Origin of the sequence: Microbacterium hydrothermale (assembly GCF_004854025.1) — a bacterium.
GTDB classification, from domain to species: Bacteria; Actinomycetota; Actinomycetes; order Actinomycetales; family Microbacteriaceae; genus Microbacterium; species Microbacterium hydrothermale.
Genome location: NZ_STGM01000004.1, coordinates 176,700 through 202,444 on the forward strand (window position 1 = coordinate 176,700; position 25,745 = coordinate 202,444).

The following is a 25,745-nucleotide window of genomic DNA, read 5'->3' on the forward strand; positions in this document are numbered from 1 at the left end:
TGCACCGCTCGCACCGCGCGCCCGGCGATACGCTCGAAGACGTGACCGACAGCACCGCCCCCAGCGATCCCGCTCCCTCCCCCGCTCCGCGTCGTCGCCGGCGATTGCTGCGCTGGGTCCTCGGTGGGCTGGGAGCCGTCGTGGTCCTCCTCGTCGGCGGCATCCTGATCTACAGCCAGGTCGGCGTGATGGGTGCGGAACCGGGCCCGCTCGCCGAAGCCGAGGCCAACCCCGGGCTGACCATCACCGACGACGGCGCGGGGATCGTGCTCGCACCGACGGCCGGCGCGACGGGGCAGGGCCTGGTCTTCATCCCGGGCGCCAAGGTGGAGGCGGAGGGGTACATCGCCACCTTCGCCGACACCGTCGTCGACGACGGCGTGACGATCGTGATCACGAAGCCCTGGCTGAACCTCGCGTTCTTCGACCCCCGCCCGCTGTCGACCTTCACCGATCTCGCCCCGGGCGTCTCGACCTGGGCGGTCGGCGGGCATTCGCTCGGCGGGGTGCGCGCGTGCCAGCTCGCGACCGACGCCGATGCCCTCGTGCTGTTCGCGTCGTACTGCGCGAACGACCTCTCGGCATCCGGACTCCCCGTGCTGAGCCTGTCCGGTTCGGAAGACGGCCTGAGCACTCCGCAGAAGATCGCGGATGCCAAGGGCGAACTGCCCGCGAACGCCACCTTCGTCGAGATTCCCGGCGCGTCCCACGCCTCGTTCGGCGCCTACGGACCGCAGCCCGGCGACGGCACGCCGACCGCCGACGCGGCCGAGGTGGATCGGGTGATCGCGGAGCAGCTCGCGGGCTTCCTGCCGCGGCCGTAGCCCGCACCCGGCCGCGGCAGACCCCCGGGCCGCGGCACCCGCCCGCGCGGTCGAAACTCCTGAGAAATCCACCTGTCGCCCGTGGATGCCGCCGCTGAAGGCCAATTCGGGCATGAGATTCAGGAGTTTGGCTCGCCCCGGGCAGTTGCCGACCGCTCCTCCCATGCACCAGTTGTCCACAGTTTCGCCCCCGCCTCGCGGCGGGCCGAGCGGAACCGTCAGGGTGGGGCGATGGCATCCGTCGATCTCGGGCACCACCAGAACCACGAGACGGTGTGGGCGACACGCGAGCTTCACGCGGCGGGTTGGTCGCGTCGCTCTCTCGCCCGCGCCGTCGCCGACGGCACCCTCACGCGCGTGCGGCAGGGCCGATTCGTCGCGGCCCACACGCATGATGACGTCGCCGCGGCAGCGCGCGTGGGCGGGCGTCTGGATTGGCGCGGACCGGAAACGGTCCGCGCCCCTGACGCCGCTTCTCAGCGCTGGAAGCCGTCCGAGATGATCTCGATGAGCTCCTCGCGCTCCTCGACCGGGAGGAAAGCCCCCGCCGCCGCATTCAGCTGGAACGCCTCGAGGTCGTCGAGGTCGTACTCGAACGCCTGGGCCAGCAGTCCCAGCTCGCGGGTCAGCGTCGTCGCACTCATGAGGCGGTTGTCGACGTTCACGGTGACCGAGAAGTCGAGCTGGTACAGCAGGTCGAACGGGTGGGCGTCCATCGTGTCGCCCCAGGCCGTGACGGCGCCCGACTGCAGGTTCGACGTCGGTGACAGTTCGAGCGTGATCTCGCGGTCGCGCACCCAGCGGGCGAGGTCGCCGAACGTGACCTGCACCTCCTCGCCCTCGCGCGAGACGACGTCGAGGTCGTTGGCGATGCGCACGCCGTGACCGAGTCGCAGAGCGCGACCGTCGATGAGAGCGGAGCGGATGGAGGCCAGACCCGCCCCCTCGCCGGCGTGCACCGTCGTGGGGAAGAACTGCTCGGCCAGGTAGTCGAACGCCGCGCGGTGGCGGCTCGGGAGGAACCCGTCCTCCGCCCCGGCGAGGTCGAACCCGACGACGCCCCGCCCGCGCCAGGCGACGGCGAGCTCGGCGATGTCGCGGGAATTGTCGGTGTGACGCATGGCGGTGAGCAGCTGACCGACGCGGATGTCGTGACCGCGGGCGTCCGCGGCATCCTCACCCTCCTCGATGCCCTCCTGGACGGCGTCCACGACCTCGTCCAAGCTCAGACCGCGCGTGAGGTGCTGCTCCGGCGCCCAGCGGACCTCGCCGTAGACGACGCCGTCGGCGGCGAGGTCTTCGACGAACTCCCGGGCCACCCGCACGAGACCCTCGCGCGTCTGCATCACGCCGACCGTCGCGTCGAACTTCTCGAGGTAGTCCTCGAGCGAACCCCCGTCGATGTGGTCGGAGAACCACGCCTCCAGGCTCTTCGCGTCGTCGGCGGGCAGGTCGAGACCCACCTCGTCGGCCAGTTCGAGCACCGTCTGCGGCCGAAGACCGCCGTCGAGGTGGTCGTGCAGCGAGACCTTGGGCAAATCGGCGATCTTCGTGCGACCGATACGGAAGTCGTCGGATGCCACGGTGTCCTTCTTTCCGGATGCCATCAGGCGGTGATCCGCTCCCGCACGATCGGCGTCGCCGCCGGGGCGGTGTCGCCGATCTGCCACGCACCCTCGACGGCGTCGAGCGCACGCGCGAAGCGCGTCTCATCGTCGGCCGACAGGGTGAACAGCGGCTGACCGGCGGTGATGGACTGGCCGACGGTGACATGCAGGTCGATGCCCGCGGCGTGCACGACGGTGTCCTCCGCCCGCGCGCGCCCGGCACCGAGACGCCAGGCGCCGATGCCGAACGGCAGCGCGTCGATGCGCGAGACGACGCCCGACCGCTCGGCGACGACCGTGTGGGTCTCGCGCGGCGTGGGGAGGGCGGCATCCGGGTCGCCGTCCTGGGCGCGGATCATGCGCTTCCAGACGTCCATCGCGCGACCGTCCTTCAGCGCCGCCTCGACGTCGGCATCCGGCTGACCGGCGAGCGTGAGCATCTCGCGGGCCAGGGCGACGGTCAGCTCGACGACGTCGGCGGGTCCGCCCCCGGCGAGCACCTCGACCGACTCGCGCACCTCGTTGGCGTTGCCGATGGCGAGACCGAGCGGGGTGTTCATGTCGGTGAGCAGGGCCGTGGTGTTCACGCCCGAGTCGGTGCCCAGCGCGACCATCGTCTCGGCCAGCTCGCGCGCGCGGTCGATGTCCTGCATGAAGGCACCCGAACCGAACTTCACGTCGAGCACGAGCGAATCGGTGCCCTCCGCGATCTTCTTCGACATGATGCTCGAGGCGATCAGCGGGATGGCCTCGACCGTGCCGGTGACGTCGCGCAGCGCGTACAGCTTCTTGTCGGCGGGGGCGAGGCCCGTGCCCGCGGCGCAGATGACCGCGCCCACGTCGCGCAGCTGCGCCATGATCTCGTCGTTCGACAGCGCCGCGCGCCAGCCGGGGATCGACTCGAGCTTGTCGAGCGTTCCGCCGGTGTGCCCGAGACCGCGGCCGGAGAGCTGCGGCACCGCGACGCCGAAGGCCGCCACGAGCGGCGCGAGGGGCAGGGTGATCTTGTCGCCCACGCCTCCGGTCGAGTGCTTGTCGACCGTGGTCTTGCCGAGCGCGGAGAAGTCCATGCGCTCGCCCGAGGCGATCATCGCGTCGGTGAGCACGCGGATCTGATCGCGGCCCAAGCCGTTCAGCAGGACCGCCATGGTGAAGGCCGACATCTGCGCGTCCATGACGTATCCGCGCGTGTACGCGTCGACCAACCAGCGGATCTCGCCCTCGCCGATGGCCTTGCCGTCGCGCTGAGCGCGGATGATGTCGACCGCGTCGTACTGCTCCGCACTCATCGCGCCGCCTCCTCGAGGTCACGCGGCCCGAAGGCATCGGGGAGCACCTCGTCGATCGTGCGGATGCCGCTGACGGTCTCGAGCAGCATCCCGGGGATGGCGTGCTCGAAGAGCAGCTGACGGCACCGGCCGCACGGCATGAGGGTGCGACCCTCGCCGTCGACGCACACGAACGCGACCAGCTGACCACCACCCGACATGTGCAGCTCGGACACCAGTCCGCACTCGGCGCACAGCGTCACGCCGTAGGAGGCGTTCTCGACGTTGCACCCCGAGACGATCCGGCCGTCGGCGACGAGGGCGGCGGCCCCCACCTTGAAGCGGGAGTAGGGCGCATAGGCGCGGTGCATGGCATCCGTGGCGGCGACGCGGAGTTCGTCCCAGTCGATGTCGGTCATCGTGGAGTGCAGGGTCCTCTCGTGAAGGGGGAAGCGGGCCTGGTCAGCCCTTGATGTACGGTTTGCCGGCGGCCGCGGGCCCGCGGACCTTCCCGACGAGACCGGCGACGGCGAAGATCGTCACGACGTACGGCAGCATGAGCATGAACTCGCTGGGCACGGGAGAGCCGATCACGCCGAGCGTGTTCTGCAGGTTGGACGCGAAACCGAACAGCAGCGCCGCGAGGGTGGCACGGATCGGGTCCCACTGGCCGAAGATGACCGCCGCGAGGGCGATGTAGCCGGCACCGGCCGTCATCTCCTTGTTGAACGCGCCGACCGAGCCCAGCGTGAAGAACGCTCCGCCGAGGCCCGCGATGGCGCCGCCGAGCGAGACGTTCCAGAAGCGGGTCTTTGCGATGTTGATGCCGACGGTGTCGGCCGCCTGCGGGTGCTCGCCGACCGCGCGCAGGCGCAGACCCCAGCGCGTGTGGAAGAGCCCGACGTAGACGAGGGCGACGGTGACGTACATGAGGTAGACGATCACGGTCTGGTTGAACAGCATCGGTCCGAGGATCGGGATGTCGGCCAGGAACGGGATCGGCAGGCGGGGGAAGCGCGGCGGGGAGTTCAGCGTCGCGGCGTTGGGGGCGAGCACCTGCGAGAACAGGAAGCTCGTCAGGCCCACCACCAGGACGTTGAGCACGACGCCCACGATCACCTGGTCGACGAAGTACTTGATCGCGAAGGCGGCGAGGACGAACGACACGAGCACGCCCGAGACACCCGCGGCGAGCAACCCGATGAAGGGGTTGCCGGTGGCCGTGGCGACGATCGCCGAGGTGAACGCGCCGGCGAGCAGCTGCCCCTCGATCGCGATGTTGACCACGCCGACGCGCTCGCTGAGCACGCCCGCCATGGCCCCGAAGATCAGCGGGACCGACAGGCTGAGCCCACCGGCCAGCAGACCCGTCAGCGGGATGACCGAGGTGGTCGCGCCCGCGGCCGCCCAGGTGAGGAAGCCGACCATGAACACCAGGGCGAAGACGACGGCGAGCCAGATGGGCGGGCGGCGGTGCGCACGCACCATCAGCACGCTCGCGAGCGTGATGAGCGCCAGCAGCACCGTGCAGACGATGCCGGTGACGACGCCGCCGAGAACGACCTCGGGAAGCTGGAGGAACTCCCCCGGGCTCGAGATGCGGAAGACCGCATCGCCGTCCTGTCGGGCGACGACGAACAGCACGGCGGCGAGCACCGTGATGACGCCGTAGACGATGGGCGTCTTCCAGCTGACGACGACGGCGGTGTCGAGCGCCTCGGAGGCTGCGGCCTCGGGGTGTGCGGCGGTGGTGCTCACCGGGCCGCCTCCTTCTTCTTGGCGGCGCGTGCCTTGGACGGGCGCGCCCCGGGGGTCGGCAGGCGGAAGATCGCGCGCACCAGCGGCGGAGCCGCGATGAAGAGCACGATGAGCGACTGCACGACCAGGACGATGTCGACGGGAACGCCGTTGGCGGCCTGCATGGCGAAGCCGCCGGCCTTGAACGCCCCGAACAGGATGCCGGCGACGAGCACGCCGACGGGGGTGGAACGCCCGAGCAGGGCGACGGTGATGGCGTCGAAGCCGATGCCGGCGTCGATTCCGCTCGAGAACCCGGTCGTGACCGTGCCGAGCACCTGGTCGACACCGGCCAGTCCGACGAGGGCGCCGGAGATCAGCATCGCGTAGACGTACATCGACTTCACGTTGATGCCGGCCACCCGGGCGGCGTTCGGGTTGAGACCCACCGCGCGGAAGCGGAAGCCGAGCGAGGAGCGCTCGAGGATCCACCACACCACGACCACGGCGACGAGCGAGAGCACGAAGCCGAAGTGCAGGTTGTAGCCCGAGCCGAAGAGGTCGGGGAAGACCGCGGTGTCCTTCATCGGCGGGGTCGTGGGGTTGTTCGACCCGGGCGCCTGCAGCAGTCCGGGGGTGCGCAGCAGGTAGTAGACGATGTAGAACGCGACGTAGTTGAGCATGATCGTCACGATCACCTCGTGCGCTCCGGTGCGCGCCTTCAGCACGCCCGCGATACCGGCCCACACGGCTCCGGCCACGACGCCGGCGACCAGCGCGACGATCATGTGGATGCCCCACGGCAGATCGAACGCGAAGGCGACCCATCCGCCGGCCGCCGCGGCGACGAGCATCTGACCGCGTCCGCCGATGTTGAACATCCCGACGCGGAAGGCGAGGGCGACACCGAGACCGGCCGCGATGAGCGGCGTGGCGAAGGTGAGCGTCTCGGTGAGAGGGCGGATGCCGGTGGCGAACTCGGGGCGGCGGAAGTTGTAGATCGCGCCCTGGAAGAACGACGAGTACGCCCCGGACACCGACTGCCAGATGGCGGCGAGGGTGTCGCCCGGTCGGGCGAAGAAATAACCCGATGCGGCCTGGACGTTCTCGTCGGTCGCGGCGATCATGATCGCGCCCACGACCAGCGCCAGGATGACGGCGAGGACCGAGATGATGGCGTTGCCGGTCGCGATCTCGCGGAACGCGCGGCGCCAGCGGTTCTCGTCTCCGGCGGGCTCGGGGGCGACCACGCGCGCTCCGGCGGCGGTGTCGACCTTCGATTCCCCCTCGAGGGCGATGTCGACCTGACCGGCCTCGGCGACCTCGGCCGCGCGGTCGGCGCGGGCGGCGGTCGGGTCGTGCGGGCTGTGCGGATCGCTCACGCCGCGACTCCTTCGTTCTGGGGCGCTTCGCCGGCCATCATGAGGCCCAGCACGTCGCGCGACGTGTCGCCGGGGACGATGCCCACGACGCGACCGCGGTACATCACCATGATGCGGTCGGCGAGGGCGGTCACCTCGTCGAGCTCGGTGGACACCACGATCACGGGCACACCGGCGTCGCGCGTCTCGATGACGCGCTTGTGGATGAATTCGATCGAGCCGACGTCGACGCCGCGCGTCGGCTGTGCGGCGACGAAGAGGCGCAGGTCGCGGCTGAGCTCGCGCGCCAGGACGACCTTCTGCTGGTTTCCGCCCGACAGGCGGCCCACGGGCGTCTCGATGGAGGGGGTGCGCACGTCGAACTCGGAGACCTTCGCGCGCGCGAAGTCGGCGAGGGTCGACAGCTGGATCGCCCCGCCCTTGACGAAGGGCGCTCCGTCGGCGCGATCGAGCATGAGGTTCTCGGCGATGGAGAACTCCCCCACCAGGCCGTCTTCTTTGCGGTCCTCCGGCACGAAGCCGACGCCCGCCTCGAGCACCGCGCGCACGCTTCTGCCGTTGAGTTCGGTGCCGTCGAGCACGATGGAGCCCTCGACGCGTTCCTGCAGACCGAGGAGGGCCTCGGTGAGCTCGGTCTGGCCGTTGCCCTGCACGCCCGCGACGGCGAGCACCTCGCCGCGACGCACGTCGAAGCTCACGTCGTTGACGACGAGCTGGCCGATCGGATCGACGACCGTCAGGTTCGACACCGACAGACCGACCTCGCCGAGCGTCGGCTGGTCTTTCTGCACGGTGAGCTCGACGGCGCGACCGACCATGAGGGAAGCCAGCTCGGCGTTCGAGGCCCGCGGGTCGGCCTCGCCGACGACCTTGCCGAGGCGGATGACGGTGATGCGGTCGGCGACCTCGCGCACCTCGCGGAGCTTGTGGGTGATGAAGACGATCGAGGTTCCCGACGCCTTGAGCTGGCGCATGATCGCCATGAGCTCGTCGGTCTCCTGCGGGGTGAGCACGGCCGTGGGCTCGTCGAACACCAGCACCTTGGCATCCCGCGACAGCGCCTTGATGATCTCGACGCGCTGCTGCACGCCGACGGGCAGGTCGTCGACGAGGGCGTCGGGGTCGACGTCGAACCCGAAGCGGTCGGAGATCTCGCGCACCTTGGCGCGCGCGGCGGCAAGGTCGAGACGCCCGCCGACCTTGGTGGGCTCGTGGCCGAGCATGACGTTCTCGGCCACCGTGAAGACGGGGATGAGCATGAAGTGCTGGTGCACCATGCCGATTCCCGCGCGCATCGCGTCGCCGGGGCCGGAGAAGTGCTGGACGGCATCGTCGAGCAGGATCTCTCCCCCGTCGGCCTGGTAGAGGCCGTAGAGGACGTTCATCAGGGTGGACTTGCCGGCACCGTTCTCGCCGAGCAGGCAGTGGATCTCTCCGGCCTCGACGGTGAGGTCGATGTGATCGTTCGCCACCAGGGACCCGAAGGTTTTCGTGATCCCGCGGAGTTCGAGCTTCATGTTCCCGATCCTAAGTTCTGTGGCATCGGACGCGGGAGGCGTCCGACGAGACCGACCCGCTTCGTGGGCGGATCGGTGTCTGGGGAGGAGGGGCTGCGGCGCCCGTTCCATGAGGAGGGGAGGCCGGCATCGCGCCGGCCTCCCCCGTGAAGAGCGTGTGCTCTCAGCCGGCCAGGTAGGACGCGACCTTGATCTTGCCGCTGATGATGTCGGCCTTCAGGGCGTCCACCTTCGACGACAGGTCGGCCGGAACCCGGTCGGACCAGTCGTGGTACGGGGCGAGGCCGACGCCGTCGTTCTCGAGCGTGCCGATGAACGGAGCGGTGTCGAACGAGCCCTCGCCCGCGGCGACGATGGCGTCCTTGGTACCGACGTCGATGCCCTTGAGGATCGAGGTCAGCAGGAGGCTGCCGATGGAGGGGTCGGTCTCGAACACGTCGGCGTCGACGCCGACGAGCGCGATCTCACGACCGGAGTCCTGGATGGCGACCGCGGCCGACTGGTAGATCGGGCCGCCGACGGGCAGGAGCACGTCGACGTTCTGGTCGATGATCGCCTGCGCGGTCTGACGCGCGGTGTCGTTGGCCTCGAAGCCACCCGTGAACGAGCCGTCCTTGGCGGTGCGGTCCCAACCGACGACGCGCACGGAGGCGTTGTTGTCGGTGTTGTACTTCTCGACACCCTGCGCGAAGCCGTCCATGAAGATGGTGACGGTCGGGATGTTCATGCCGCCGAAGGTGCCGACGACGCCGGTCTTCGAGGTGCCCGCGGCGAGGTAGCCGGCGAGGTAGGCCGCCTGAGCGGTGTCGAAGATGATCGGCTTGATGTTGGGGGCGTCGGTCTTGCCGTCGAAGTTCTGGTCGACGGTGTCGTCGATCGAGACGTACTGCAGGTCGGGGTTCGCCGTGGCGGACTCGAGCGCCGCGGGGGCGAGCAGGAAGCCGACGGTGATGATGGTGTTGCAGCCCTGGTCGACCAGGTTCTGCAGGTTCGACGCGAAGTCGGTCTCGGACTGCGACTGCACCTCGATGGGCTTCTTCGAGCCGAGCTCGGAGGCGGCGGCGTCGAGGCCCTCCTTGCCGAGCTGGTTGAACGACTTGTCGTCGAATCCACCCGAGTCGGACACCATGCAGGGCAGGTAGTCGCTGGCGCCGGCGGCGGCACCACCGGATGCGCCGTTGCTCTCGGGTGCGGCGCCGCAACCGGCGAGCAGCGCGGCGGCGCCGATCATGGCGAGGCCGCTGACGACGGCCTTCTTCGTGGTCTTCACGAATGGTCCTCCAAGACGGATGCCCCCAACGGGTTCGGGGGACGATCCCGTCACGTTACCTACTGTGTCGGCGCGCTTGCGCGCCCGGAGCCCCCGCGCGCGCCAATGGTTACAAAGACGCAATCTCGCGTCACGCCCCGGCCACACGGCCCGACGAAGAAGGGACCGGATGCCACGGGGTGTGGCATCCGGTCCCAACGAGGAATCCGCGTCCCGGCCCTAGAGGACGTCGCCCCGACCGGTGAGCTTGAGCGCGTCGACGACGCCCTTCACGCGCTGCGCGTTCTCGCTCGTGGTCACGAGGAGCGCGTCGGGGGTGTCGACGACGACGATGTCGCGCACGCCGATGAGGCTGATCACGCGCTTGGTCTGCGAGACCACGATGCCGCTGGAGGCGTCGGAGAGCACGCGGGCGTCTTCTCCGAGGATCGCGAGCTCGTTGCGACCGCCCGAGGAGTTGAGCTTGGAGAGGCTGGCGAAGTCCCCCACGTCGTCCCAGTCGAAGTGACCGGGGATGACGGCGAGGCGCCCCTTCTCGGCGGCCGGCTCGGCGACCGAGTAGTCGATGGCGATCTTCTTCAGGCCCGGCCAGATGCGGTCGACGGCGGGGCCGCGGCGGTCGCGGTCGTCCCACGCCTCGGCGAGTTCGAGCAGCCCCGCGTGCAGCTCCGGCTCGTTGACGGCGAGCTCGGCCAGCAGCACGTCGGCGCGGGTGATGAACATGCCGGCGTTCCACAGGTAGGCGCGGTCGGAGAAGTACTGCTTCGCGGTCTCGAGGTCGGGCTTCTCGACGAAGCGCTCGACCATGTACGCCTCGGGGGCGTCGTCGACGATCAGCTCGTCGGACTGCTTGATGTACCCGAACCCGACGGAGGGCTCGCTCGGCTGGATGCCGATGGTGCAGATGTATCCGGCCCGCGCGACGGCCACGGCCTGGCGCACCGCGAAATCGAACTGGCGCGTCTGGCGGATGACGTGGTCGGCCGCGAACGACCCGATGATGACGTCGGGCTCGCGGCGCACGAGGATGGCCGCCGCCAGGCCGATCGCGGCGGAGGAGTCGCGCGGTTCCGACTCGAGGAAGACGTTGTGGTCGGGGACGCCCGGCAGTTCCCGCTCCACGGCGGCGCGATGCGCGCGGCCCGTCACGACGGCGATGCGATCGGCGCCCGAGAGCGGGGCGAGGCGATCCCACGTGTCGCGCAGCAGCGTCTGGCCCGACCCGGTGAGGTCGTGGAGGAACTTGGGGGCGTCGGCACGCGACAGCGGCCACAGGCGGCTGCCGATCCCTCCGGCGGGGATCACGGCGTAGAAGTCGTCGATAGCGATGTCGGCCATGGCTCCGACCCTACTGCCCGCGCGCACGGGCGCTTTTCGGCACGATGACGGGTGAATGACGACGCCGGAACGCGGGGATGACGGCATCGGGAGATATCTCGATGTCGAGAGAGTCTTAGGCGGCCCTAATCCCCGCCGTTCATAGCCCGGACGTAGTATTTGCTAGCGCCCGTGTGACGCCTGGGCCCGTGGGGGTCCCGCACCGTGTTCGATCAGGGAGGACGACCGTGTCAGCACCAGCACGTGCCACGCCGTCGGTGAAAGAGACCACTTCGAAGAGGCCTCGGGGCACTCTCTACCGCGGCCGTGAGGGCATGTGGTCGTGGGTCCTGCACCGCATCACCGGCGTCGCGATCTTCTTCTTCCTCCTCGTGCACATCCTCGACACGGCGCTCATCCGCGTCTCGCCCGAGGCGTACGACGCCGTCATCGGCACCTACAAGAACCCGATCATGGGTCTCGGCGAGGTGGCCCTGGTCGGCGCAATCGCGTACCACGCGTTCAACGGGCTGCGCATCATCCTGGTCGACTTCTGGCCGTGGGCCACGCGCCACCAGCGTCAGCTGTGGTGGGGCGTGCTCGGCCTCTGGGTCGTCACGATGCTCGGGTTCACCCCGCGCCACCTGATCAACGTCTTCAGCGCCGTCACCGGGAGCCACTGATGTCCGTCGCCCAAGAAGCCGCCACGATCCCCGCGCCCCGCACGCCCGCCGTGCGCAAGAAGGGCACCAACCTCGAGAAGTGGGGCTGGATCTACATGCGCGCCTCCGGCGTGCTGCTGATCGTCCTGATCTTCGGCCACCTCTTCGTCAACCTCATGACGGGCGAGGGCATCCACCAGATCGACTTCGCGTTCGTCGCGGGCAAGCTCGCCTCGCCGTTCTGGCAGTGGTGGGACGTGCTGATGCTGTGGCTCGCCCTCATCCACGGCGCCAACGGCATGCGCACGATCGTGAACGACTACGTCACGAACGCCAAGATCCGCACGATCCTCGTCGGTTCGCTGTGGGTGTCGGCCGCGTTCCTGATCCTCCTCGGCACGCTCGTCGTCTTCACCTTCGACCCCTGCCTCGGCGTCACCGAGAGCAGCTCCCTGTGGGACGTGTGCCAGGCGGCGTGAGCCCTCGGCATCCCTTCTTTCCCCTGACAGCAGAGGTATCGCACACGTGAGCACTCAGACCAGCTCGGACTCGATCGTCAAGGACGGCGTCCACTACCACCAGTTCGACGTCGTGATCGTCGGCGCCGGCGGCGCCGGCATGCGCGCGGCCATCGAGGCGGGCCCCGGCGCGAAGACCGCCGTCATCTCGAAGCTCTACCCCACCCGCTCGCACACCGGTGCGGCGCAGGGCGGCATGGCCGCGGCGCTGGCCAACGTCGAAGAGGACTCGTGGGAGTGGCACACCTTCGACACCATCAAGGGCGGCGATTACCTCGTCGACCAGGATGCCGCCGAGATCCTCGCGAAAGAGGCCATCGACGCCGTCATCGACCTCGAGAACATGGGCCTGCCGTTCAACCGCACGCCCGAGGGCAAGATCGACCAGCGTCGCTTCGGCGGCCACACCGCCGACCACGGCAAGACCCCCGTGCGCCGCGCGTGCTACGCCGCCGACCGCACCGGTCACATGATCCTGCAGACGCTGTTCCAGAACTGCGTGAAGCTCGGCATCAACTTCTTCAACGAGTTCTACGTGCTCGACCTCATCACGGTGAAGGATGCCGCGGGCAAGACGCAGATCGCCGGCGTCGTCGCGTACGACCTCGCCACCGGCGAGCTGCACGTCTTCCAGTCCAAGGCCGTGGTGTTCGCCACCGGCGGCTTCGGCAAGATCTTCAAGACGACCTCGAACGCGCACACCCTCACCGGGGACGGCGTCGGCATCGTGTGGCGCAAGGGCCTGCCTCTGGAGGACATGGAGTTCTTCCAGTTCCACCCGACCGGCCTCGCCGGTCTCGGCATCCTGCTGACGGAGGGTGCTCGAGGCGAGGGCGCGATCCTGCGCAACGCCAGCGGTGAGCGCTTCATGGAGCGCTACGCCCCCACCATCAAGGACTTGGCGCCCCGCGACATCGTCGCCCGCTGCATGGTCCAGGAGGTGGCCGAGGGCCGCGGCGCCGGCCCGCACCGCGACTATGTGCTGCTGGACTGCACGCACCTGGGCGCTGAGGTGCTCGAGACCAAGCTCCCCGACATCACCGAGTTCGCCCGCACCTATCTGGGCGTCGACCCGGTCGTCGAGCCGGTGCCCGTCATGCCGACCGCGCACTACGCGATGGGCGGCATCCCCACCAACATCAGGGCCGAGGTGCTCGCCGACAATGACACGGTCGTTCCGGGCCTGTACGCCGCCGGCGAGTGCGCGTGCGTCTCGGTGCACGGCTCGAACCGCCTGGGCACCAACTCGCTGCTCGACATCAACGTCTTCGGCAAGCGCGCCGGCCGCAACGCCGTCGAGTACGTGAAGACCGCCGACTTCGTGCCGCTGCCCGAGGACCCGGCTGCCGAGGTGCGCGGACTCATCGAGGGGCTGCGCAACAACAGCGGCACCGAGCGCATCGCCGTGCTGCGTAAGACGCTGCAGGACGAGATGGACAAGGGCGCGCAGGTGTTCCGCACCCACGAGTCCCTTGCCCACGTCATGGACGTGATCGCCGACCTGCGCGAGCGCTACAAGAACATCCACGTCGACGACAAGGGCAAGCGGTTCAACACCGACCTGCTCGAGGCCGTCGAGCTCGGCTTCCTGCTCGACCTCGCCGAGGTCGTCGTCTACTCGGCGCAGAACCGCGAAGAGAGCCGTGGCGGTCACATGCGCGACGACTTCCCCACGCGCGACGACGAGAACTACATGCAGCACACCATGGCGTACCTGTCGGGCGACCCGCACTCGTCGCACCCCGCCGACCACATCGAACTCGGCTGGAAGCCCGTGGTGTTCACCAAGAACGAGGCCGGGGAGCTGCGCTACCCGCCGCTGGAGAGGAAGTACTGAGATGGCATCCACCGTCATCGAGCAGGTCGACACCTCGGAAGAGGTCGAGCAGACTCCTGAGGACACCGGCATCCAGTCGTTCCTCGTCACCTTCAACATCCGCCGCTTCGACCCCGAGGTCGACGACGAGCCCCGCTGGGTCGACTACGACGTGGAACTGTACTCCACCGACCGCGTGCTCGACGCCCTGCACAAGATCAAGTGGGAGGTCGACGGCTCGCTGTCGTTCCGCCGCTCGTGCGCGCACGGCATCTGCGGATCGGATGCCATGCGCATCAACGGCCGCAACCGCCTGGCCTGCAAGACGCTGATCAAGGATCTCGACATCTCGCAGCCGATCTACGTCGAGGCGATCAAGGGCCTGCCCCTCGAGAAGGACCTCATCGTCGACATGGAGCCGTTCTTCGCCTCCTACCGCGAGGTGCAGCCCTTCCTCATCTCGAACTCGAAGCCCGAGCCCGGCAAGGAGCGCATCCAGTCGATCGTCGACCGCGAGGTCTTCGACGACACCACGAAGTGCATCCTCTGCGCCGCGTGCACCTCGTCGTGCCCCGTGTTCTGGACCGACGGGCAGTACTTCGGCCCCGCCGCGATCGTCAACGCGCACCGCTTCATCTTCGACTCGCGCGACGACGCGGGCGACGTGCGCCTCGACATCCTCAACGACAAAGAAGGTGTGTGGCGCTGCCGCACGACCTTCAACTGCACCGAGGCGTGCCCCCGCGGCATCGAGGTCACCAAGGCCATCGCCGAGGTCAAGCAGGCCGTCCTCCGCGGCGGTCGCTGACCCTTCTCCCTCGAACGGCGGGTGCGCTCCGGCGCCCCGCCGTTCGGCGTTCCCGGGGCATGACCTGATCGCGCAAGGGCGGGGAACACCGGATGCCGCGCGCCCGCTGGTGCGCGGGGAGGGTGCCGCGGCGAGCGGCGGGAGTGGGTGCCGCGGCCAGCCGCGGGACGGGTGCCGCGGCGAGCGGCGGGAGTGGGTGCCGCGGCCAGCCGCGGGACGGGTGCCGCGGCGCGCGGCGGGGGCGGGTGCCGCGAGGTGCGGAAGTCCGCGGGCGGGCGGCATCCCTTCAGTAGGCTCGACGGGTGACCGAGACCCACGCCGACCCGCGACCGCTGCCCGCGGTGCGCGACGACGACCCGTCTCTGCGCAACAGGTTCGAGGCGGCGCAGGTCGCTGTTCGCGAGCGCCTCGACCAGCCGATCGCGCGCGCCGCGAAGATCGCGCAGTGGTTCCCGATCCGCGTGTGGCGGCACTTCCTGCAGCACAACGGGTTCCTGCTCGCCGCCGGGATGAGCTACCAGGGGCTGTTCGCCGTGTTCTCGGCGCTGTACCTCGCGTTCGCGGGGGTGGGGATCTGGCTGGGCGGGAGCCCCGCCGCGATCAACGGGCTGATCCGCATCATCAACAGCTACATCCCGGGGCTGATCAGCGAGAACGGGCTCGTCCACCGCGAGCAGGTGGAGTCCGTCGCCCAGGACAGCGGCCGCCTGCTGACCATCACCGGCGTCGTCGCCGGCGTCGTGGTCGTGTGGACGACCATCGGATTCGTCACCTTCACCCGTCGTGCCGTACGCGACACCTTCGGCCTCCCCTTCGACATGCGCAACTACGTCATGCTGAAGGCCCGCGACTTCCTCGCATCCATCCTCTTCGGGGTCTCGCTGCTCGTCGGAGCCGTCCTCGGCTCGGTGACCACCGGCGCCGTCGATCTGGTGTTCGGGCTGATCGGGTGGGATCGCGAGACGCTCGGCTGGTCCATCGGCGCGCGGCTGGTGTCGCTCGTGGTCGCGTTCGGCATCAACACCGTCGCCCTCGCGTCGCTCTTCCGCTTCCTGACGGGCACGACGCTGTCGTGGCGCCGCGCGTGGCCGGGAGCGATCGTCGGTGCCACGGGGATGGTCGTGCTGCAGGTCGGCGCGGGGTTCCTGTTCGTCTACACGCCGTCGAACCCCCTGCTGGCGACGTTCACGGTGCTCATCGGATTCCTGCTGTGGTTCCGGTTCATCGGCATCGTCATCCTCGTCTCGGCCGCGTGGATCGCCGTGGCCGCCGGCGACCGCGACGTACCGCTGCGCTCCCCCGAGGATCGCCGCGCCATGGAGCAGGCGGCCCTCGTGATCGCGGCGCAGGTGGGGGTCCGCGAGGCCGAGAAGGCGCTCGCGCTGTCGCGCTGGCCGTGGCGCTGGCGCGCGCGACGCCGTCTCGCGGCGGCGGAGAAGGTGCTCGCGCGCACGGAGGCCGACGTTCCGGCTCCGCGCCGCATGTCGCTGCTGCCGGACTGAGGCGCTCGGCCGTTCGGCGCTCGGGCGTGCGGGCGGGTGGGCGCGCGGGCACTGGCGCGCGGGCGTGAGGGCGGGCGCGCGGGCGCGCCTCGGCCCTCCGTCGCAGCGACGACGACGGCTCGGACCGATGTCGGAGGTCGCGGTTAGGCTCGTCGGGTGGCTCGTTCCGTGCGTATCGTCTCCGTCAACGTCAATGGCATCCGTGCCGCCGTCCGCAAGGGCATGACCGAGTGGCTCGACGCCTCCGGCGCCGACATTGTCGCCCTGCAAGAGGTGCGGGCGACCGCCGCGCAGCTGGCCGAGGCCCTGCCGGGGTGGCAGATCGTCAACGACGAAGCGCTGCAGAAGGGCCGTGCCGGGGTCGCGATCATCAGCCGGCTCCCGGGCGTCGCCACGCGCACGCACCTGGGTCCGGAGCCGCTCGACGCCTCCGGCCGCTGGATCGAGACCGACTTCGACATCGACGGCGAGACGGTCACCATCGTCAGCGCCTACGTGCACAGCGGAGAGGTCGACACCCCGAAGCAGGATGCCAAGTGGCTCTTCCTCGATGCGATGGAGCGCCGTCTCGTCGAACTCGCCGCCGAGCGCGAGCTGGCCCTTGTCGCCGGTGACCTCAACGTCGGCCATCGGGAGCTCGACATCAAGAACTGGCGGGGCAATCGCAAGAACGCCGGCTTCCTCCCCCGCGAGCGCGCCTACTTCGACCGCTTCTTCGGTCCGGCCGGCCAGCAGGTCGAGGGCGTCGACGGATCGACCGGCACGGGCCTGGGGTGGATCGACGTCGGCCGCCGCGCCATGGGCGAGGTCGACGGCCCCTACACGTTCTGGTCGATGCGCGGCAAGGCGTTCGACACCGACAGCGGCTGGCGCATCGACTATCACGTCGCCACCCCCGCTCTCGCCGAGCGGGTTACCTCGTATCGCGTCGACCGCGCCCCGTCGTACGACACGCGGTGGAGCGATCACTCCCCCGTCATCGTGGATTACACCCTGGGGCGCTGAGCCGGCGACCACCGCCGCGCGACGTGCCGCCTAGGATCGAACGGTGACCACCGAGCGCCTCTACTCCGGAATGCAGCCCTCCGCCGACAGCCTCCAGATCGGCAACTACATCGGGGCCCTGCTGCAGTGGCGCGACCTGCAGGACGAGTACGACGCGTTCTTCTCCGTCGTCGACCTGCACGCCCTCACGCAGCCCGGCGACCCCGCCGAGCGTCGCGAGAAGACCCGCCGCACCGCCGCCCAGTACATCGCCGCGGGCATCGAGCCCTCGCGGTCGACGCTGTACGTGCAGTCGCACGTGCCCGCGCACGCCGAACTGCAGTGGGTGCTGTCGACGCTCACCGGCTTCGGCGAGGCCGGGCGCATGACCCAGTTCAAAGACAAGTCGGCCCGCTACGGCACGGACGCCACGAACGTCGGACTCTTCACCTACCCCGTGCTGATGGCCGCCGACATCCTGCTGTACCAGACCGATGTCGTTCCCGTCGGCGACGACCAGAAGCAGCACATCGAGCTCACGCGCGACCTCGCCGAGCGTTTCAACCAGCGCTTCGGCGAGACCTTCACGGTGCCCAAGCCCGTGATCCGGCGCGAGACCGCGCGCATCTACGACCTGCAGAACCCCACGTCGAAGATGTCGAAGTCGGCCGAGTCCGACGCGGGCGTGCTGTGGCTGCTCGACGACCCCAAGGTCAGCGCGAAGAAGATCATGCGCGCGGTGACCGACTCCGAGGGCGCGGTGCGGTTCGACCGCGACGAGAAGCCGGGCGTCTCCAACCTGCTGGTGATCTATTCGGCCCTGACCGGTCGCGAGATCACCGCGATCGAGGACGAATACGCCGGCCGCGGCTACGGCGACTTCAAGAAGGGTCTCGCCGAGGTCGTCGTGAACGAGTTCGAGCCGGTGCGCGAGCGCGCCCTCGAGCTGCTCGACGACCCCGCCGAGCTCGACCGCGTGCTCGCCGTGAACGCCGGCAAGGCGGCATCCGTCGCCGAGAAGACCCTCTCCGACGTGTACGACCGCATCGGACTGCTGCGCCGCGGCTGACCCGCTCCGCTCGACGCCCGCGCGCTCCCTCGGGGGCGTGCGGGCGTCGGTGTTCCGCCGAGCACGAGCCGGACCCGAGCTGCGCGCGCTGTGCGACGTGTGGCCTGCACAACTCCTGCAGATCGGCCCGCCGCGCCAGCTCCCGCCCCTTTCTGCCCCGGATTGCAGGAGTTGTGCGGGCAGCGCGACCTCGCGCGCGGGCCCGCGCGACGTCGGTCGCGCACGACCGACGCCCCACGGTCGTCCCGGCCCCCGCACAACTCCTGCAGATCGGCCCGCCGCGCCAGCTCCCGCCCCTTCCTGCCCCGAATTGCAGGAGTTGTGCAGGCAGCGCGACGTCACGCGCGCCCGGGCAGCGCCTCTTCACACGCCCGACGCGAAGTCCGCGGACGACCGAGCACCTCGGGTCCCGCCGACGCCGAGGACGTCATGACCAGAGCCCACGAGGCTGGAATCTCGCGCGAGTCGGGCCGCGCGCGGCGTCAGCGACGGAGTCGCGGCTTGAGCCCCGCGATCGCCGCACGAACCACCTCCGGTTTGTACAGGATCTCCTCCGCGATGAGGCGGAGGGTGACGTAACCCGCCGCTGCGGCGGCGCGATCGCGACGACGGTCCTCACGCTGAGCCTCCCAGGAGGCGTGATGGGCCTTGCTGTCGCATTCGATGATGAGCCACCCCTCCACCACGAAGTCGACCCGGCCCACGTGCGCGATCTTCACCTGTGCTCTCCACCGCAGCCCGAGACCGCGGAGCATGAGCCGCACCAGCGTCTCGGGTCCCGATTCCGCCGAGGGATCCACGAGACGCCGCAGGCGCCGGAAACGGCGCGGGAGCGCGCGGAAGATCTCGCTCAGATCCGCCTCGTCGATGAGTCCACGGTTCCAGGCGCTGTCCAGCGACGCGATCAGGCTCCGCGGTGGTTGACACGCTGCCGACTGGACGAGAGCCTCGATGATCGGCGCGTGGGTGGCTCGAGGACGTGCGGCGCTCGACCGCCAGTGCCCCCGAACGTCACTCCCCCGCACCGGCAGGCGACTCGCGTCACGATCGAATTGCACGTGCAGGCACCCGACATCGTGCGCGAACACGCCGCGTTCGTCGAGCAGGGACAGGCAATCCAGACGGCCTCCGTGCTGCACCGCGCGCAGAACGGGGGCCGACACCCCGGCCGGCAGATACGTGTCCCGTCGGGCGCGCAGCAGATGACCCGCTCGGACCGCCCGATCGATCTCGCCACGGGTCATTCCCTCGGCACGGAGATCGCGGAAGGAAGCCGAGACGGAGGACACGGATCGAGGGTCCCCCACCGGGAACGGCCACCGTGGGCTCACAACGACTTTTGGGGATAACTTCGCTCCGGGGCGCGAGCGGCACAACTCCTGCAGATCCCGCCGACCGGGCCCTCATTCCTCCTCGCCGTACCGAATCGCAGGAGGCGTGCTCGCCGACACCACGGCCAGGCGGGCCGGTAGCGTGGCCGGATGCACCCCCAGGTCCTGCACACCGCTCGCCTCGAGCTGTCGACGCCGGGCGACGGCGACGTCGCGACGATCCACGCGGAGTGCCAGGATGCCGCGATCCAGCGGTTCACGACGGTTCCCTCCCCCTACCTCCCGGCCGACGCCGAAACGTTCGTCGACCTGACGCGTCGATGGTGGGCCGACGGGTCGGAGGCGACCTGGGGGATCCGCCTCGACGGGCGGCTCGTGGGGATGGTGGGACTCGCGAACCTGCCGAGCGGCGGACCCGAGATCGGGTACTGGGTGTCGTCCCGCGTGCGTGGCCGGGGCGTCGCGACCGAGGCGGCGCGCGCCGTCGTCGACTGGGGCTTCGCGCCGGAGCGTCCCGCGGTCGAACGGATCGAGTGGCGGGCCGTCGTGGGCAACACCGGCTCGGCGCGCGTCGCAAGGTCACTGGGGTTCCGCTACGAGGGTCTGCTGCGACGGGCGCACGTCAACGCGCTCGGGCGATCCGACCTGTGGATCGGCGGACTGCTGCGCGGCGACGACCGCGCGCCGGTGCCGTGGCCGGTGCTCGGCTAGGACGCAAGGCCCGCCCCCGATGTCGGAGGGGCGTGGCAGCATGGCCGCATGCCGGAGATGCCTGAGGTCGAAGGGCTCGTCGAGTTCCTGCGGGGTCGCGTCACGGGGCTGCGTGTCGACAAGGCCACCGTGTCGGCGATCAACGCGCTCAAGACCTACGACCCACCGCTGACCGCGCTGGTCGGCGCGCACGTCACGGGCGTCGATCGCCACGGCAAGTTCCTCGACATCGCGACCGACGGCGCCGTGCATCTGGTCTTCCATCTCGCCAAGGCCGGGTGGCTGCGGTGGTACGACGCCCTTCCCACCACGATCATCAAGCCGGGTAAGACGCCGATCGCTCTACGCGTCGGTTTCGACGACGGGTCGGGGTTCGATCTCACCGAGGCGGGAACGAAGAAGTCGCTGGCCGTGTACGCGGTGCACTCCCCCGCAGAGGTGCCGGGGATCGCGCGTCTGGGGCCCGACCCGCTCAGCGCGGGTTTCGACCGGGCGACCTTCGGGTCGCTCCTCGCGGGCCGTCGCACGCAGATCAAGGGGGTGCTCCGCGATCAGTCGATCATCGCCGGGGTGGGCAACGCCTACTCCGACGAGATCCTGCACGCGGCGAAGATGTCGCCGTACGCGCTGGCCGCCACCCTGTCCGATGACGAGGTCGACCGTCTGTTCACGGCGATGACCACGACACTGGCCGAAGCGATCCACGAGGCGCGCGGAAAGCCGCCGGCCGAGCTGAAGGATGCCAAGCGACGGGGCATGCGCGTGCACGGACGACGGGGCGAGGCGTGCCCCGTGTGCGGCGATGAGGTACGCAGCGTGTTCTTCGCCGACAATTCCCTCGAGTACTGCCCCACCTGCCAGACGGGCGGCAAGCTGCTCGCGGATCGTCGACTGTCGCGCCTGCTGAAGTGAGCTCCACCGTGGCGGGGTCGAAGAATGCGACGCTCGTCGCTCCCTTCCGGCGCGCGGTGACGCGGCCCACCGTCCGAGCTGCGCATGACGGTGCACAGCACCCCGCGACGCGCAGTCGCTCCGGGTCCCGGCACACGGTCCGGCTACCACAAAACGTCGTCAGAAGTCGGGGAATGAAACCGCAAACCGCGCGTTGACTACACTTCGAAGTGCAAACAACGTGCTCCGGGGTCGGTGAGAATCCGAACCGGCGGTGACAGTCCGCGAACCCCTCCGCGCCACGCGGTGGGGCCGATCCGGTGGAATTCCGGAACCGACGGTGATGCGAGGGTCCTCCCTCGCTAGTCCGGATAGGAGGCAGCACGGACGGCGCGTCGCGCCTTCCCGCTCCCCCTGCCCGGCATCCGCGGGAAGGACAGGGAAATGGCATCCGCCGTCGAGATCGACGCCATGCGGCGAGCGTTGCAGCTCGCCCGGCGCGGCCCGCGCGGGCTCAATCCGCAGGTGGGTGCCGTGATCCTCTCGCCGACCGGCGAGGTCCTCGCCGAGGGCTACCACCGCGGCGCGGGGACCCCGCACGCCGAGGTCGACGCCCTGTCGCAGCTGGCCCCCGGAGCCGCGCGCGGCGCGACCGCCGTGGTGACCCTGGAGCCCTGCAACCACACCGGGCGCACGGGTCCGTGCGCGGTGGCTCTGATCGAGGCCGGGGTCGGCCGCGTCGTGCACGCGATCGACGACCCGACCGACACCGCGACCGGCGGAGCAGCGCGACTGCGCGACGCGGGCGTCGACGTCGAATCGGGCGTCGAGGCGGATGCCGCGGAGCACCTCATCCACGACTGGATCGGCCTGCAGCGCACCGGCCGCCCCCACGTGAGCGTCAAGTGGGCGCAGAGCCTCGACGGGCGCGCCGCGGCCGATGACGGGTCGAGCCAGTGGATCACCGGCCCCGCCGCGCGTCGCGACGTGCACGCCCGTCGCGCCCAGGCCGACGCGATCGTCGCCGGCACCGGCACGGTGGGGGCCGACGACCCCGCGCTCACCGCGCGAGCGGCCGACGGTTCACTGCTCGATGCCCAGCCCGTCCCCGTGATCATCGGGAAGAGCGAGACGGCCGCGGATGCCGCCGTGCGTCGGCACCCGCGGGAGCCGCTGTTCTTCGCGACCCATGACCTGCGCGCGGTGCTCGCCGACCTCGCCGGCCGGGGCGTGCAGCGCGTCTTCGTCGAGGGCGGACCGACCCTGGCGAGCGCGTTCGTGCGCGAGGGCCTCGCCGACGAGGTGCTCGTCTACGTCGCCCCGGTCCTGCTCGGCGGCTCACGCCTGGCGCTCGGCGACCTGGGCGTGCCGACCATCGCCGACGCGCGACGCCTCGACGTGGCATCCCTGCAGACCCTCGGCGACGACCTGCTGATCGTCGCCGTGCCCCACCCGACCGGCTCGGAAGCCGCCGGCACCCACGAGAACAGAGGAGAAGCCTGATGTTCACCGGAATCGTCGAAGAGATCGGCGCGGTCACCGCCGTCGAGCCGTCGGGAGACGGCGTACGACTGACGCTGCGCGCACCGCTGTCGGTGTCGGACGCCGGCCACGGCGACTCGATCTCGGTCAGCGGCGTGTGCCTGACGGTCGTCGACCAGGGCGACGACTGGTTCACCGCCGACGTGATGAAGCAGACCCTCGACATGTCGACGCTCGCCGACGTCGCGCCGGGCCGCGCGGTCAACCTCGAGCGCGCGACCGCCGCGCACGGCCGCCTCGGCGGGCACATCGTGCAGGGCCACATCGACGGCACCGGCGTGGTGCGCGAGGTGCGCCCGGGTGCTCAGTGGAGCGTCGTGCGCGTCGGCATCCCGGCCCCCCTCGCCCCGCTCGTGGTCGACAAGGGCTCGATCGCGATCGACGGCGTCTCGCTCACCGTCAGCGCCGTCAGTGAGGCCTCCGACCCCGAGCCGTGGCTCGAGGTCTCGCTGATCCCCGAAACGCTCGAGGCGACGACCCTCGGCAGAGCCGAGGCCGGCACGCCCGTGAACCTCGAAACCGACATCCTGGCGCGTCATGTCCAGCGCATGCTCGCCTTCCGCACTCCGACCGAGAGGGGCTCCGCATGAGCCTGTCCACCATCCCCGAGGCCCTGGAGGCCCTGCGTCAGGGGCGGCCGATCCTGGTCGCCGACGATGAGAACCGCGAGAACGAGGGCGACGTCATCATCTCGGCGCAACTCGCGACCCCCGAGTGGCTCGCGTGGACCGTGCGCTGGTCGAGCGGATACGTCTGCGCCCCCCTGCCCGCGGAGTGGGCCGACCGACTCGACCTGCCCCCGATGGTCGAGGTCAATCAAGATGCCCGTGGCACCGCGTACACCGTGAGCGTCGACGCCGCATCGGGCGTGACGACCGGCATCAGCGCGGCCGACCGCGCCCGCACCCTCAACGTGCTCGCGAACCCCGAGTCCGTGCCGTCGAGCCTGATCCGGCCCGGTCACGTGCTGCCGCTGCGCGCGGTGGACGGCGGTGTGCGCGAGCGCGCCGGGCACACCGAGGCCGCCGTCGACCTCATGCGTCTCGCGGGTCTCGAGCCCGTCGGCGCGATCGCCGAGGTGGTGGCCGAGGACGGCAGCATGATGCGCCTGCCCGGGCTCTTCGAGCTCGGCGAGCGCGACGGCATCCCGGTCATCACGATCGAGCAGCTCATCGCCCATCTGAACGAGACCGATCCCCTGCCGGCGACCGCCGCACCCAAGCGCCGCGTGAGCCTGCGCGCCGAGTCGAACGTGCCGACCTCGCACGGCACCTTCCGCTTCCTGGCGTACAAGGACCGCGTCACCGGCACCGATCACCTGGCCGTGGTCTCGGGCGACCTGACCGAGCAGGCTCCGCTCGTGCGCGTGCACTCGGAGTGCCTGACCGGTGAGGCGTTCGGCTCGCTGAAGTGCGAGTGCGGGCCCCAGCTCGAAGCGGCGCTCGACACGATCGACCGCGACGGCGGCATCGTGATCTACATGCGCGGACACGAGGGACGCGGAATCGGCCTCATCAACAAGCTGCGCGCGTACAACCTGCAGGAGCGCGGCATGGACACGGTGGATGCCAACCTCGCCCTGGGCCTGCCCGCCGACGCGCGCGACTACGCCGCCGCCGCCGGCATCCTGACCGACCTCGGTGTCGAACAGGTGCGTCTGCTCACCAACAACACCGACAAGGTGAACCAGCTGCGCGGCTTCGGCCTCGACGTCGTCGAACAGGTGCCGCTGCTCGTGGGCGTCGGCCCCAACAACCACCAGTACCTCGAGACGAAGCGCGACCGCATGGGTCACATCATCGCCGAGGACGACCTGCGCGACGCCCTCGCGCACATGAAGGAAGAGAGCGCCTGATGGCCGGCAGTGGAGCACCCGAGACCGGCGGCGTCGACGCTTCCGGACTGAACGTCGTCGTCATCGCCGGCACCTGGCACGAGGTCATCACCGACGGCCTCATCGCCGGCGCGAAGCGCGTGCTCGACGCGACCGGCGCGACCTACCGCGTCATGCGCGTGCCGGGGTCGTTCGAGCTCCCCGTCGCGGCGAAGGCCGCTCTCGACGGCGGAGCGGATGCCGTGGTCGCCCTCGGCGTGATCATCCGGGGCGGGACGCCGCACTTCGAGTTCGTCTCGTCGGCCGCGACCGACGGTCTCACCCGCGTCGCTCTCGACACCGGCAAGCCCGTCGGATTCGGCGTGCTCACCCTCGACGACGAGCAGCAGGGCCTGGACCGCGCGGGCCTCGAGGGCTCCAAGGAGGACAAGGGCGAGGAGGCGGCGGATGCCGCGATCCGCACCGCCCTCGTGCTGCGCGAGCTGCGCGGCTGACGCGTCTCCTGGACGACGGGCCCGGTGACCAGTGCGGTCGCCGGGCCCGTTCCACGCCTGATGCTCGAGGAGGACCGCGCGCGGGGTGAGGCCCTCCTTGCTGGCGGCGCACCCGCGGCATCCCTACCCTGACGGGTATGGAGATCCTGCGCAGCGTCGTCGTCCTCGTCCACCTCGTCGGCTTCGCCATCCTCTTCGGCGCGTGGGTCGTCGAGGCGGTCGCCCGACGCGTGCGCGTCACGCCGCTGATGAACTACGCGATCGTGATCTCGCTCGTCACGGGGCTCATCCTCTCGGCACCCTGGGGTACCGATCACGATCTCAACTACGCCAAGATCGGCATCAAGCTCGTCGTGCTGCTCGTGATCGGCGCTCTGCTGGGCATCGGTTCGGCCCGCCAGAAGCGCACCGGCTCGCTCTCCCCCGCGATCTTCTGGCCCATTGGCATCCTGGCCCTGCTCAACGCCGGGCTCGCCGTCATCTGGCACTGACGGTCGTCCCGTCCCCGCGAGACGTGCGCGCGGGACGGAGCGTGTTCAGCGCGCGCATAGACTGGAGGGTCTAGACGCCCCTCACTCGGGGACGTCGCCGGTGCCCCCGCCCGTGCGCTCTCTCACCACCACCCCCGTGACCGCTGCGTGCCACCGCTGCGCCCCACCCC

At 70.1% G+C, this 25,745-nt stretch carries 24 protein-coding genes and 1 riboswitch; of the genes, 15 read left to right on the forward strand and 9 right to left on the reverse strand.

Features of this window, described 5'->3' with window-relative positions; all coding sequences use genetic code 11:
• Nucleotides 1-41: 41 nt before the first annotated feature.
• Nucleotides 42-824, forward strand: coding sequence for an alpha/beta hydrolase (locus FB047_RS10025; RefSeq protein ID WP_136587054.1), 783 nt, complete (start codon nucleotides 42-44; stop codon nucleotides 822-824).
• A gap of 476 nt (nucleotides 825-1,300) precedes the next feature.
• Here the strand turns inward: FB047_RS10025 and FB047_RS10035 are convergent, their stop codons facing one another.
• The 8 genes from FB047_RS10035 to FB047_RS10070 all read right to left on the reverse strand — a co-directional run bounded on the left by FB047_RS10035 (nucleotide 1,301) and on the right by FB047_RS10070 (nucleotide 10,943).
• The gene (locus FB047_RS10035; RefSeq protein ID WP_240752714.1) at nucleotides 1,301-2,431 is read right to left on the reverse strand and encodes an adenosine deaminase; all 1,131 of its coding nucleotides are present in this window, start codon (nucleotides 2,429-2,431) and stop codon (nucleotides 1,301-1,303) included.
• Complete coding sequence (locus tag FB047_RS10040) at nucleotides 2,431-3,720, reverse strand: thymidine phosphorylase (RefSeq protein WP_136587055.1); 1,290 nt, start codon at nucleotides 3,718-3,720, stop codon at nucleotides 2,431-2,433. Before FB047_RS10040 ends, FB047_RS10035 begins: the two co-directional genes overlap by 1 nt.
• A complete protein-coding gene (locus FB047_RS10045; RefSeq protein ID WP_136587056.1) occupies nucleotides 3,717-4,118 on the reverse strand; it encodes a cytidine deaminase in 402 nt (133 codons plus the stop codon). Before FB047_RS10045 ends, FB047_RS10040 begins: the two co-directional genes overlap by 4 nt.
• A 43-nt stretch (nucleotides 4,119-4,161) precedes the next feature.
• Nucleotides 4,162-5,457: an ABC transporter permease gene (locus FB047_RS10050; RefSeq protein ID WP_136587057.1), complete on the reverse strand. Its 1,296-nt coding sequence runs from the start codon at nucleotides 5,455-5,457 to the stop codon at nucleotides 4,162-4,164.
• Nucleotides 5,454-6,818: an ABC transporter permease gene (locus FB047_RS10055; RefSeq protein WP_205822881.1), complete on the reverse strand. Its 1,365-nt coding sequence runs from the start codon at nucleotides 6,816-6,818 to the stop codon at nucleotides 5,454-5,456. The genes FB047_RS10050 and FB047_RS10055 overlap by 4 nt, the downstream gene beginning before the upstream one ends.
• Nucleotides 6,815-8,335 (reverse strand): ABC transporter ATP-binding protein, encoded by a 1,521-nt coding sequence (locus FB047_RS10060; protein WP_136587058.1) that lies wholly within the window; start codon nucleotides 8,333-8,335, stop codon nucleotides 6,815-6,817. The genes FB047_RS10055 and FB047_RS10060 overlap by 4 nt, the downstream gene beginning before the upstream one ends.
• 163 nt (nucleotides 8,336-8,498) lie before the next feature.
• Nucleotides 8,499-9,605, reverse strand: a complete 1,107-nt coding sequence (locus tag FB047_RS10065; RefSeq protein WP_240752715.1) for a BMP family lipoprotein — start codon at nucleotides 9,603-9,605, stop codon at nucleotides 8,499-8,501.
• 219 nt (nucleotides 9,606-9,824) lie between these two features.
• A complete protein-coding gene (locus FB047_RS10070; protein ID WP_136587059.1) occupies nucleotides 9,825-10,943 on the reverse strand; it encodes a mannose-1-phosphate guanylyltransferase in 1,119 nt (372 codons plus the stop codon).
• A gap of 227 nt (nucleotides 10,944-11,170) precedes the next feature.
• Here FB047_RS10070 and sdhC point away from each other — a divergent pair, with 227 nt between their 5' ends.
• From sdhC to trpS, 7 genes are all read left to right on the forward strand, one after another.
• Complete coding sequence (gene sdhC / locus FB047_RS10075) at nucleotides 11,171-11,605, forward strand: succinate dehydrogenase, cytochrome b556 subunit (protein WP_013583715.1); 435 nt, start codon at nucleotides 11,171-11,173, stop codon at nucleotides 11,603-11,605.
• Nucleotides 11,605-12,063: a succinate dehydrogenase hydrophobic membrane anchor subunit gene (locus FB047_RS10080; RefSeq protein WP_136587060.1), complete on the forward strand. Its 459-nt coding sequence runs from the start codon at nucleotides 11,605-11,607 to the stop codon at nucleotides 12,061-12,063. The genes sdhC and FB047_RS10080 overlap by 1 nt, the downstream gene beginning before the upstream one ends.
• Before the next feature lie 46 nt (nucleotides 12,064-12,109).
• On the forward strand, nucleotides 12,110-13,939 hold the full coding sequence (sdhA, locus tag FB047_RS10085) for a succinate dehydrogenase flavoprotein subunit (protein WP_136587061.1): 1,830 nt from the start codon (nucleotides 12,110-12,112) through the stop codon (nucleotides 13,937-13,939).
• 1 nt (nucleotide 13,940) lies between these two features.
• On the forward strand, nucleotides 13,941-14,726 hold the full coding sequence (locus FB047_RS10090) for a succinate dehydrogenase iron-sulfur subunit (protein ID WP_136587062.1): 786 nt from the start codon (nucleotides 13,941-13,943) through the stop codon (nucleotides 14,724-14,726).
• Between the two features lie 302 nt (nucleotides 14,727-15,028).
• Nucleotides 15,029-16,228, forward strand: coding sequence for a YihY/virulence factor BrkB family protein (locus tag FB047_RS10095; protein ID WP_205822883.1), 1,200 nt, complete (start codon nucleotides 15,029-15,031; stop codon nucleotides 16,226-16,228).
• A gap of 156 nt (nucleotides 16,229-16,384) precedes the next feature.
• A complete protein-coding gene (locus tag FB047_RS10100) occupies nucleotides 16,385-17,233 on the forward strand; it encodes an exodeoxyribonuclease III (protein ID WP_136587063.1) in 849 nt (282 codons plus the stop codon).
• Nucleotides 17,234-17,276: 43 nt separating this feature from the next.
• On the forward strand, nucleotides 17,277-18,281 hold the full coding sequence (gene trpS / locus FB047_RS10105) for a tryptophan--tRNA ligase (RefSeq protein WP_136587064.1): 1,005 nt from the start codon (nucleotides 17,277-17,279) through the stop codon (nucleotides 18,279-18,281).
• Between the two features lie 482 nt (nucleotides 18,282-18,763).
• On the opposite strand, the gene FB047_RS10110 is transcribed toward trpS, so the two are convergent.
• A complete protein-coding gene (locus FB047_RS10110) occupies nucleotides 18,764-19,570 on the reverse strand; it encodes a DUF559 domain-containing protein (RefSeq protein ID WP_240752725.1) in 807 nt (268 codons plus the stop codon).
• A 192-nt stretch (nucleotides 19,571-19,762) separates the two neighbouring features.
• Here FB047_RS10110 and FB047_RS10115 point away from each other — a divergent pair, with 192 nt between their 5' ends.
• The 7 genes from FB047_RS10115 (at nucleotide 19,763) to FB047_RS10145 (ending at nucleotide 25,575) form a co-directional block, all read left to right on the forward strand.
• Entirely contained in the window at nucleotides 19,763-20,323 is a 561-nt protein-coding gene (locus FB047_RS10115) for a GNAT family N-acetyltransferase (RefSeq protein ID WP_136587065.1), read from the forward strand.
• A 48-nt stretch (nucleotides 20,324-20,371) separates the two neighbouring features.
• Nucleotides 20,372-21,235: an Fpg/Nei family DNA glycosylase gene (locus FB047_RS10120; protein ID WP_136587066.1), complete on the forward strand. Its 864-nt coding sequence runs from the start codon at nucleotides 20,372-20,374 to the stop codon at nucleotides 21,233-21,235.
• A 217-nt stretch (nucleotides 21,236-21,452) separates the two neighbouring features.
• Nucleotides 21,453-21,602: riboswitch (FMN riboswitch) on the forward strand.
• A gap of 56 nt (nucleotides 21,603-21,658) precedes the next feature.
• Complete coding sequence (gene ribD / locus FB047_RS10125; protein WP_136587067.1) at nucleotides 21,659-22,717, forward strand: bifunctional diaminohydroxyphosphoribosylaminopyrimidine deaminase/5-amino-6-(5-phosphoribosylamino)uracil reductase RibD; 1,059 nt, start codon at nucleotides 21,659-21,661, stop codon at nucleotides 22,715-22,717.
• A complete protein-coding gene (locus tag FB047_RS10130; RefSeq protein WP_136587068.1) occupies nucleotides 22,717-23,346 on the forward strand; it encodes a riboflavin synthase in 630 nt (209 codons plus the stop codon). Before ribD ends, FB047_RS10130 begins: the two co-directional genes overlap by 1 nt.
• Complete coding sequence (ribA, locus tag FB047_RS10135; protein ID WP_136587069.1) at nucleotides 23,343-24,611, forward strand: GTP cyclohydrolase II; 1,269 nt, start codon at nucleotides 23,343-23,345, stop codon at nucleotides 24,609-24,611. The genes FB047_RS10130 and ribA overlap by 4 nt, the downstream gene beginning before the upstream one ends.
• A complete protein-coding gene (gene ribH / locus FB047_RS10140) occupies nucleotides 24,611-25,084 on the forward strand; it encodes a 6,7-dimethyl-8-ribityllumazine synthase (RefSeq protein ID WP_136587070.1) in 474 nt (157 codons plus the stop codon). Before ribA ends, ribH begins: the two co-directional genes overlap by 1 nt.
• 137 nt (nucleotides 25,085-25,221) lie before the next feature.
• Nucleotides 25,222-25,575, forward strand: a complete 354-nt coding sequence (locus FB047_RS10145; protein ID WP_136587071.1) for a Fe-S protein — start codon at nucleotides 25,222-25,224, stop codon at nucleotides 25,573-25,575.
• The last annotated feature ends 170 nt before the right edge of the window (nucleotides 25,576-25,745 follow it).

Excerpts from the sequence above, each read along its gene's own strand:
- FB047_RS10035 (WP_240752714.1), bottom strand. The coding sequence starts at position 2,431 with ATGGCATCCGGAAAGAAGGACACCGTGGCATCCGACGACTTCCGTATC.
- FB047_RS10040 (WP_136587055.1), bottom strand. The coding sequence starts at position 3,720 with ATGAGTGCGGAGCAGTACGACGCGGTCGACATCATCCGCGCTCAGCGC.
- FB047_RS10045 (WP_136587056.1), bottom strand. The coding sequence starts at position 4,118 with ATGACCGACATCGACTGGGACGAACTCCGCGTCGCCGCCACGGATGCC.
- FB047_RS10060 (WP_136587058.1), bottom strand. The coding sequence starts at position 8,335 with ATGAAGCTCGAACTCCGCGGGATCACGAAAACCTTCGGGTCCCTGGTG.
- FB047_RS10070 (WP_136587059.1), bottom strand. The coding sequence starts at position 10,943 with ATGGCCGACATCGCTATCGACGACTTCTACGCCGTGATCCCCGCCGGA.
- FB047_RS10080 (WP_136587060.1), top strand. The coding sequence starts at position 11,605 with ATGTCCGTCGCCCAAGAAGCCGCCACGATCCCCGCGCCCCGCACGCCC.
- FB047_RS10090 (WP_136587062.1), top strand. The coding sequence starts at position 13,941 with ATGGCATCCACCGTCATCGAGCAGGTCGACACCTCGGAAGAGGTCGAG.
- FB047_RS10115 (WP_136587065.1), top strand. The coding sequence starts at position 19,763 with ATGCACCCCCAGGTCCTGCACACCGCTCGCCTCGAGCTGTCGACGCCG.
- FB047_RS10120 (WP_136587066.1), top strand. The coding sequence starts at position 20,372 with ATGCCGGAGATGCCTGAGGTCGAAGGGCTCGTCGAGTTCCTGCGGGGT.
- ribD (WP_136587067.1), top strand. The coding sequence starts at position 21,659 with ATGGCATCCGCCGTCGAGATCGACGCCATGCGGCGAGCGTTGCAGCTC.
- FB047_RS10130 (WP_136587068.1), top strand. The coding sequence starts at position 22,717 with ATGTTCACCGGAATCGTCGAAGAGATCGGCGCGGTCACCGCCGTCGAG.
- ribA (WP_136587069.1), top strand. The coding sequence starts at position 23,343 with ATGAGCCTGTCCACCATCCCCGAGGCCCTGGAGGCCCTGCGTCAGGGG.
- ribH (WP_136587070.1), top strand. The coding sequence starts at position 24,611 with ATGGCCGGCAGTGGAGCACCCGAGACCGGCGGCGTCGACGCTTCCGGA.
- FB047_RS10145 (WP_136587071.1), top strand. The coding sequence starts at position 25,222 with ATGGAGATCCTGCGCAGCGTCGTCGTCCTCGTCCACCTCGTCGGCTTC.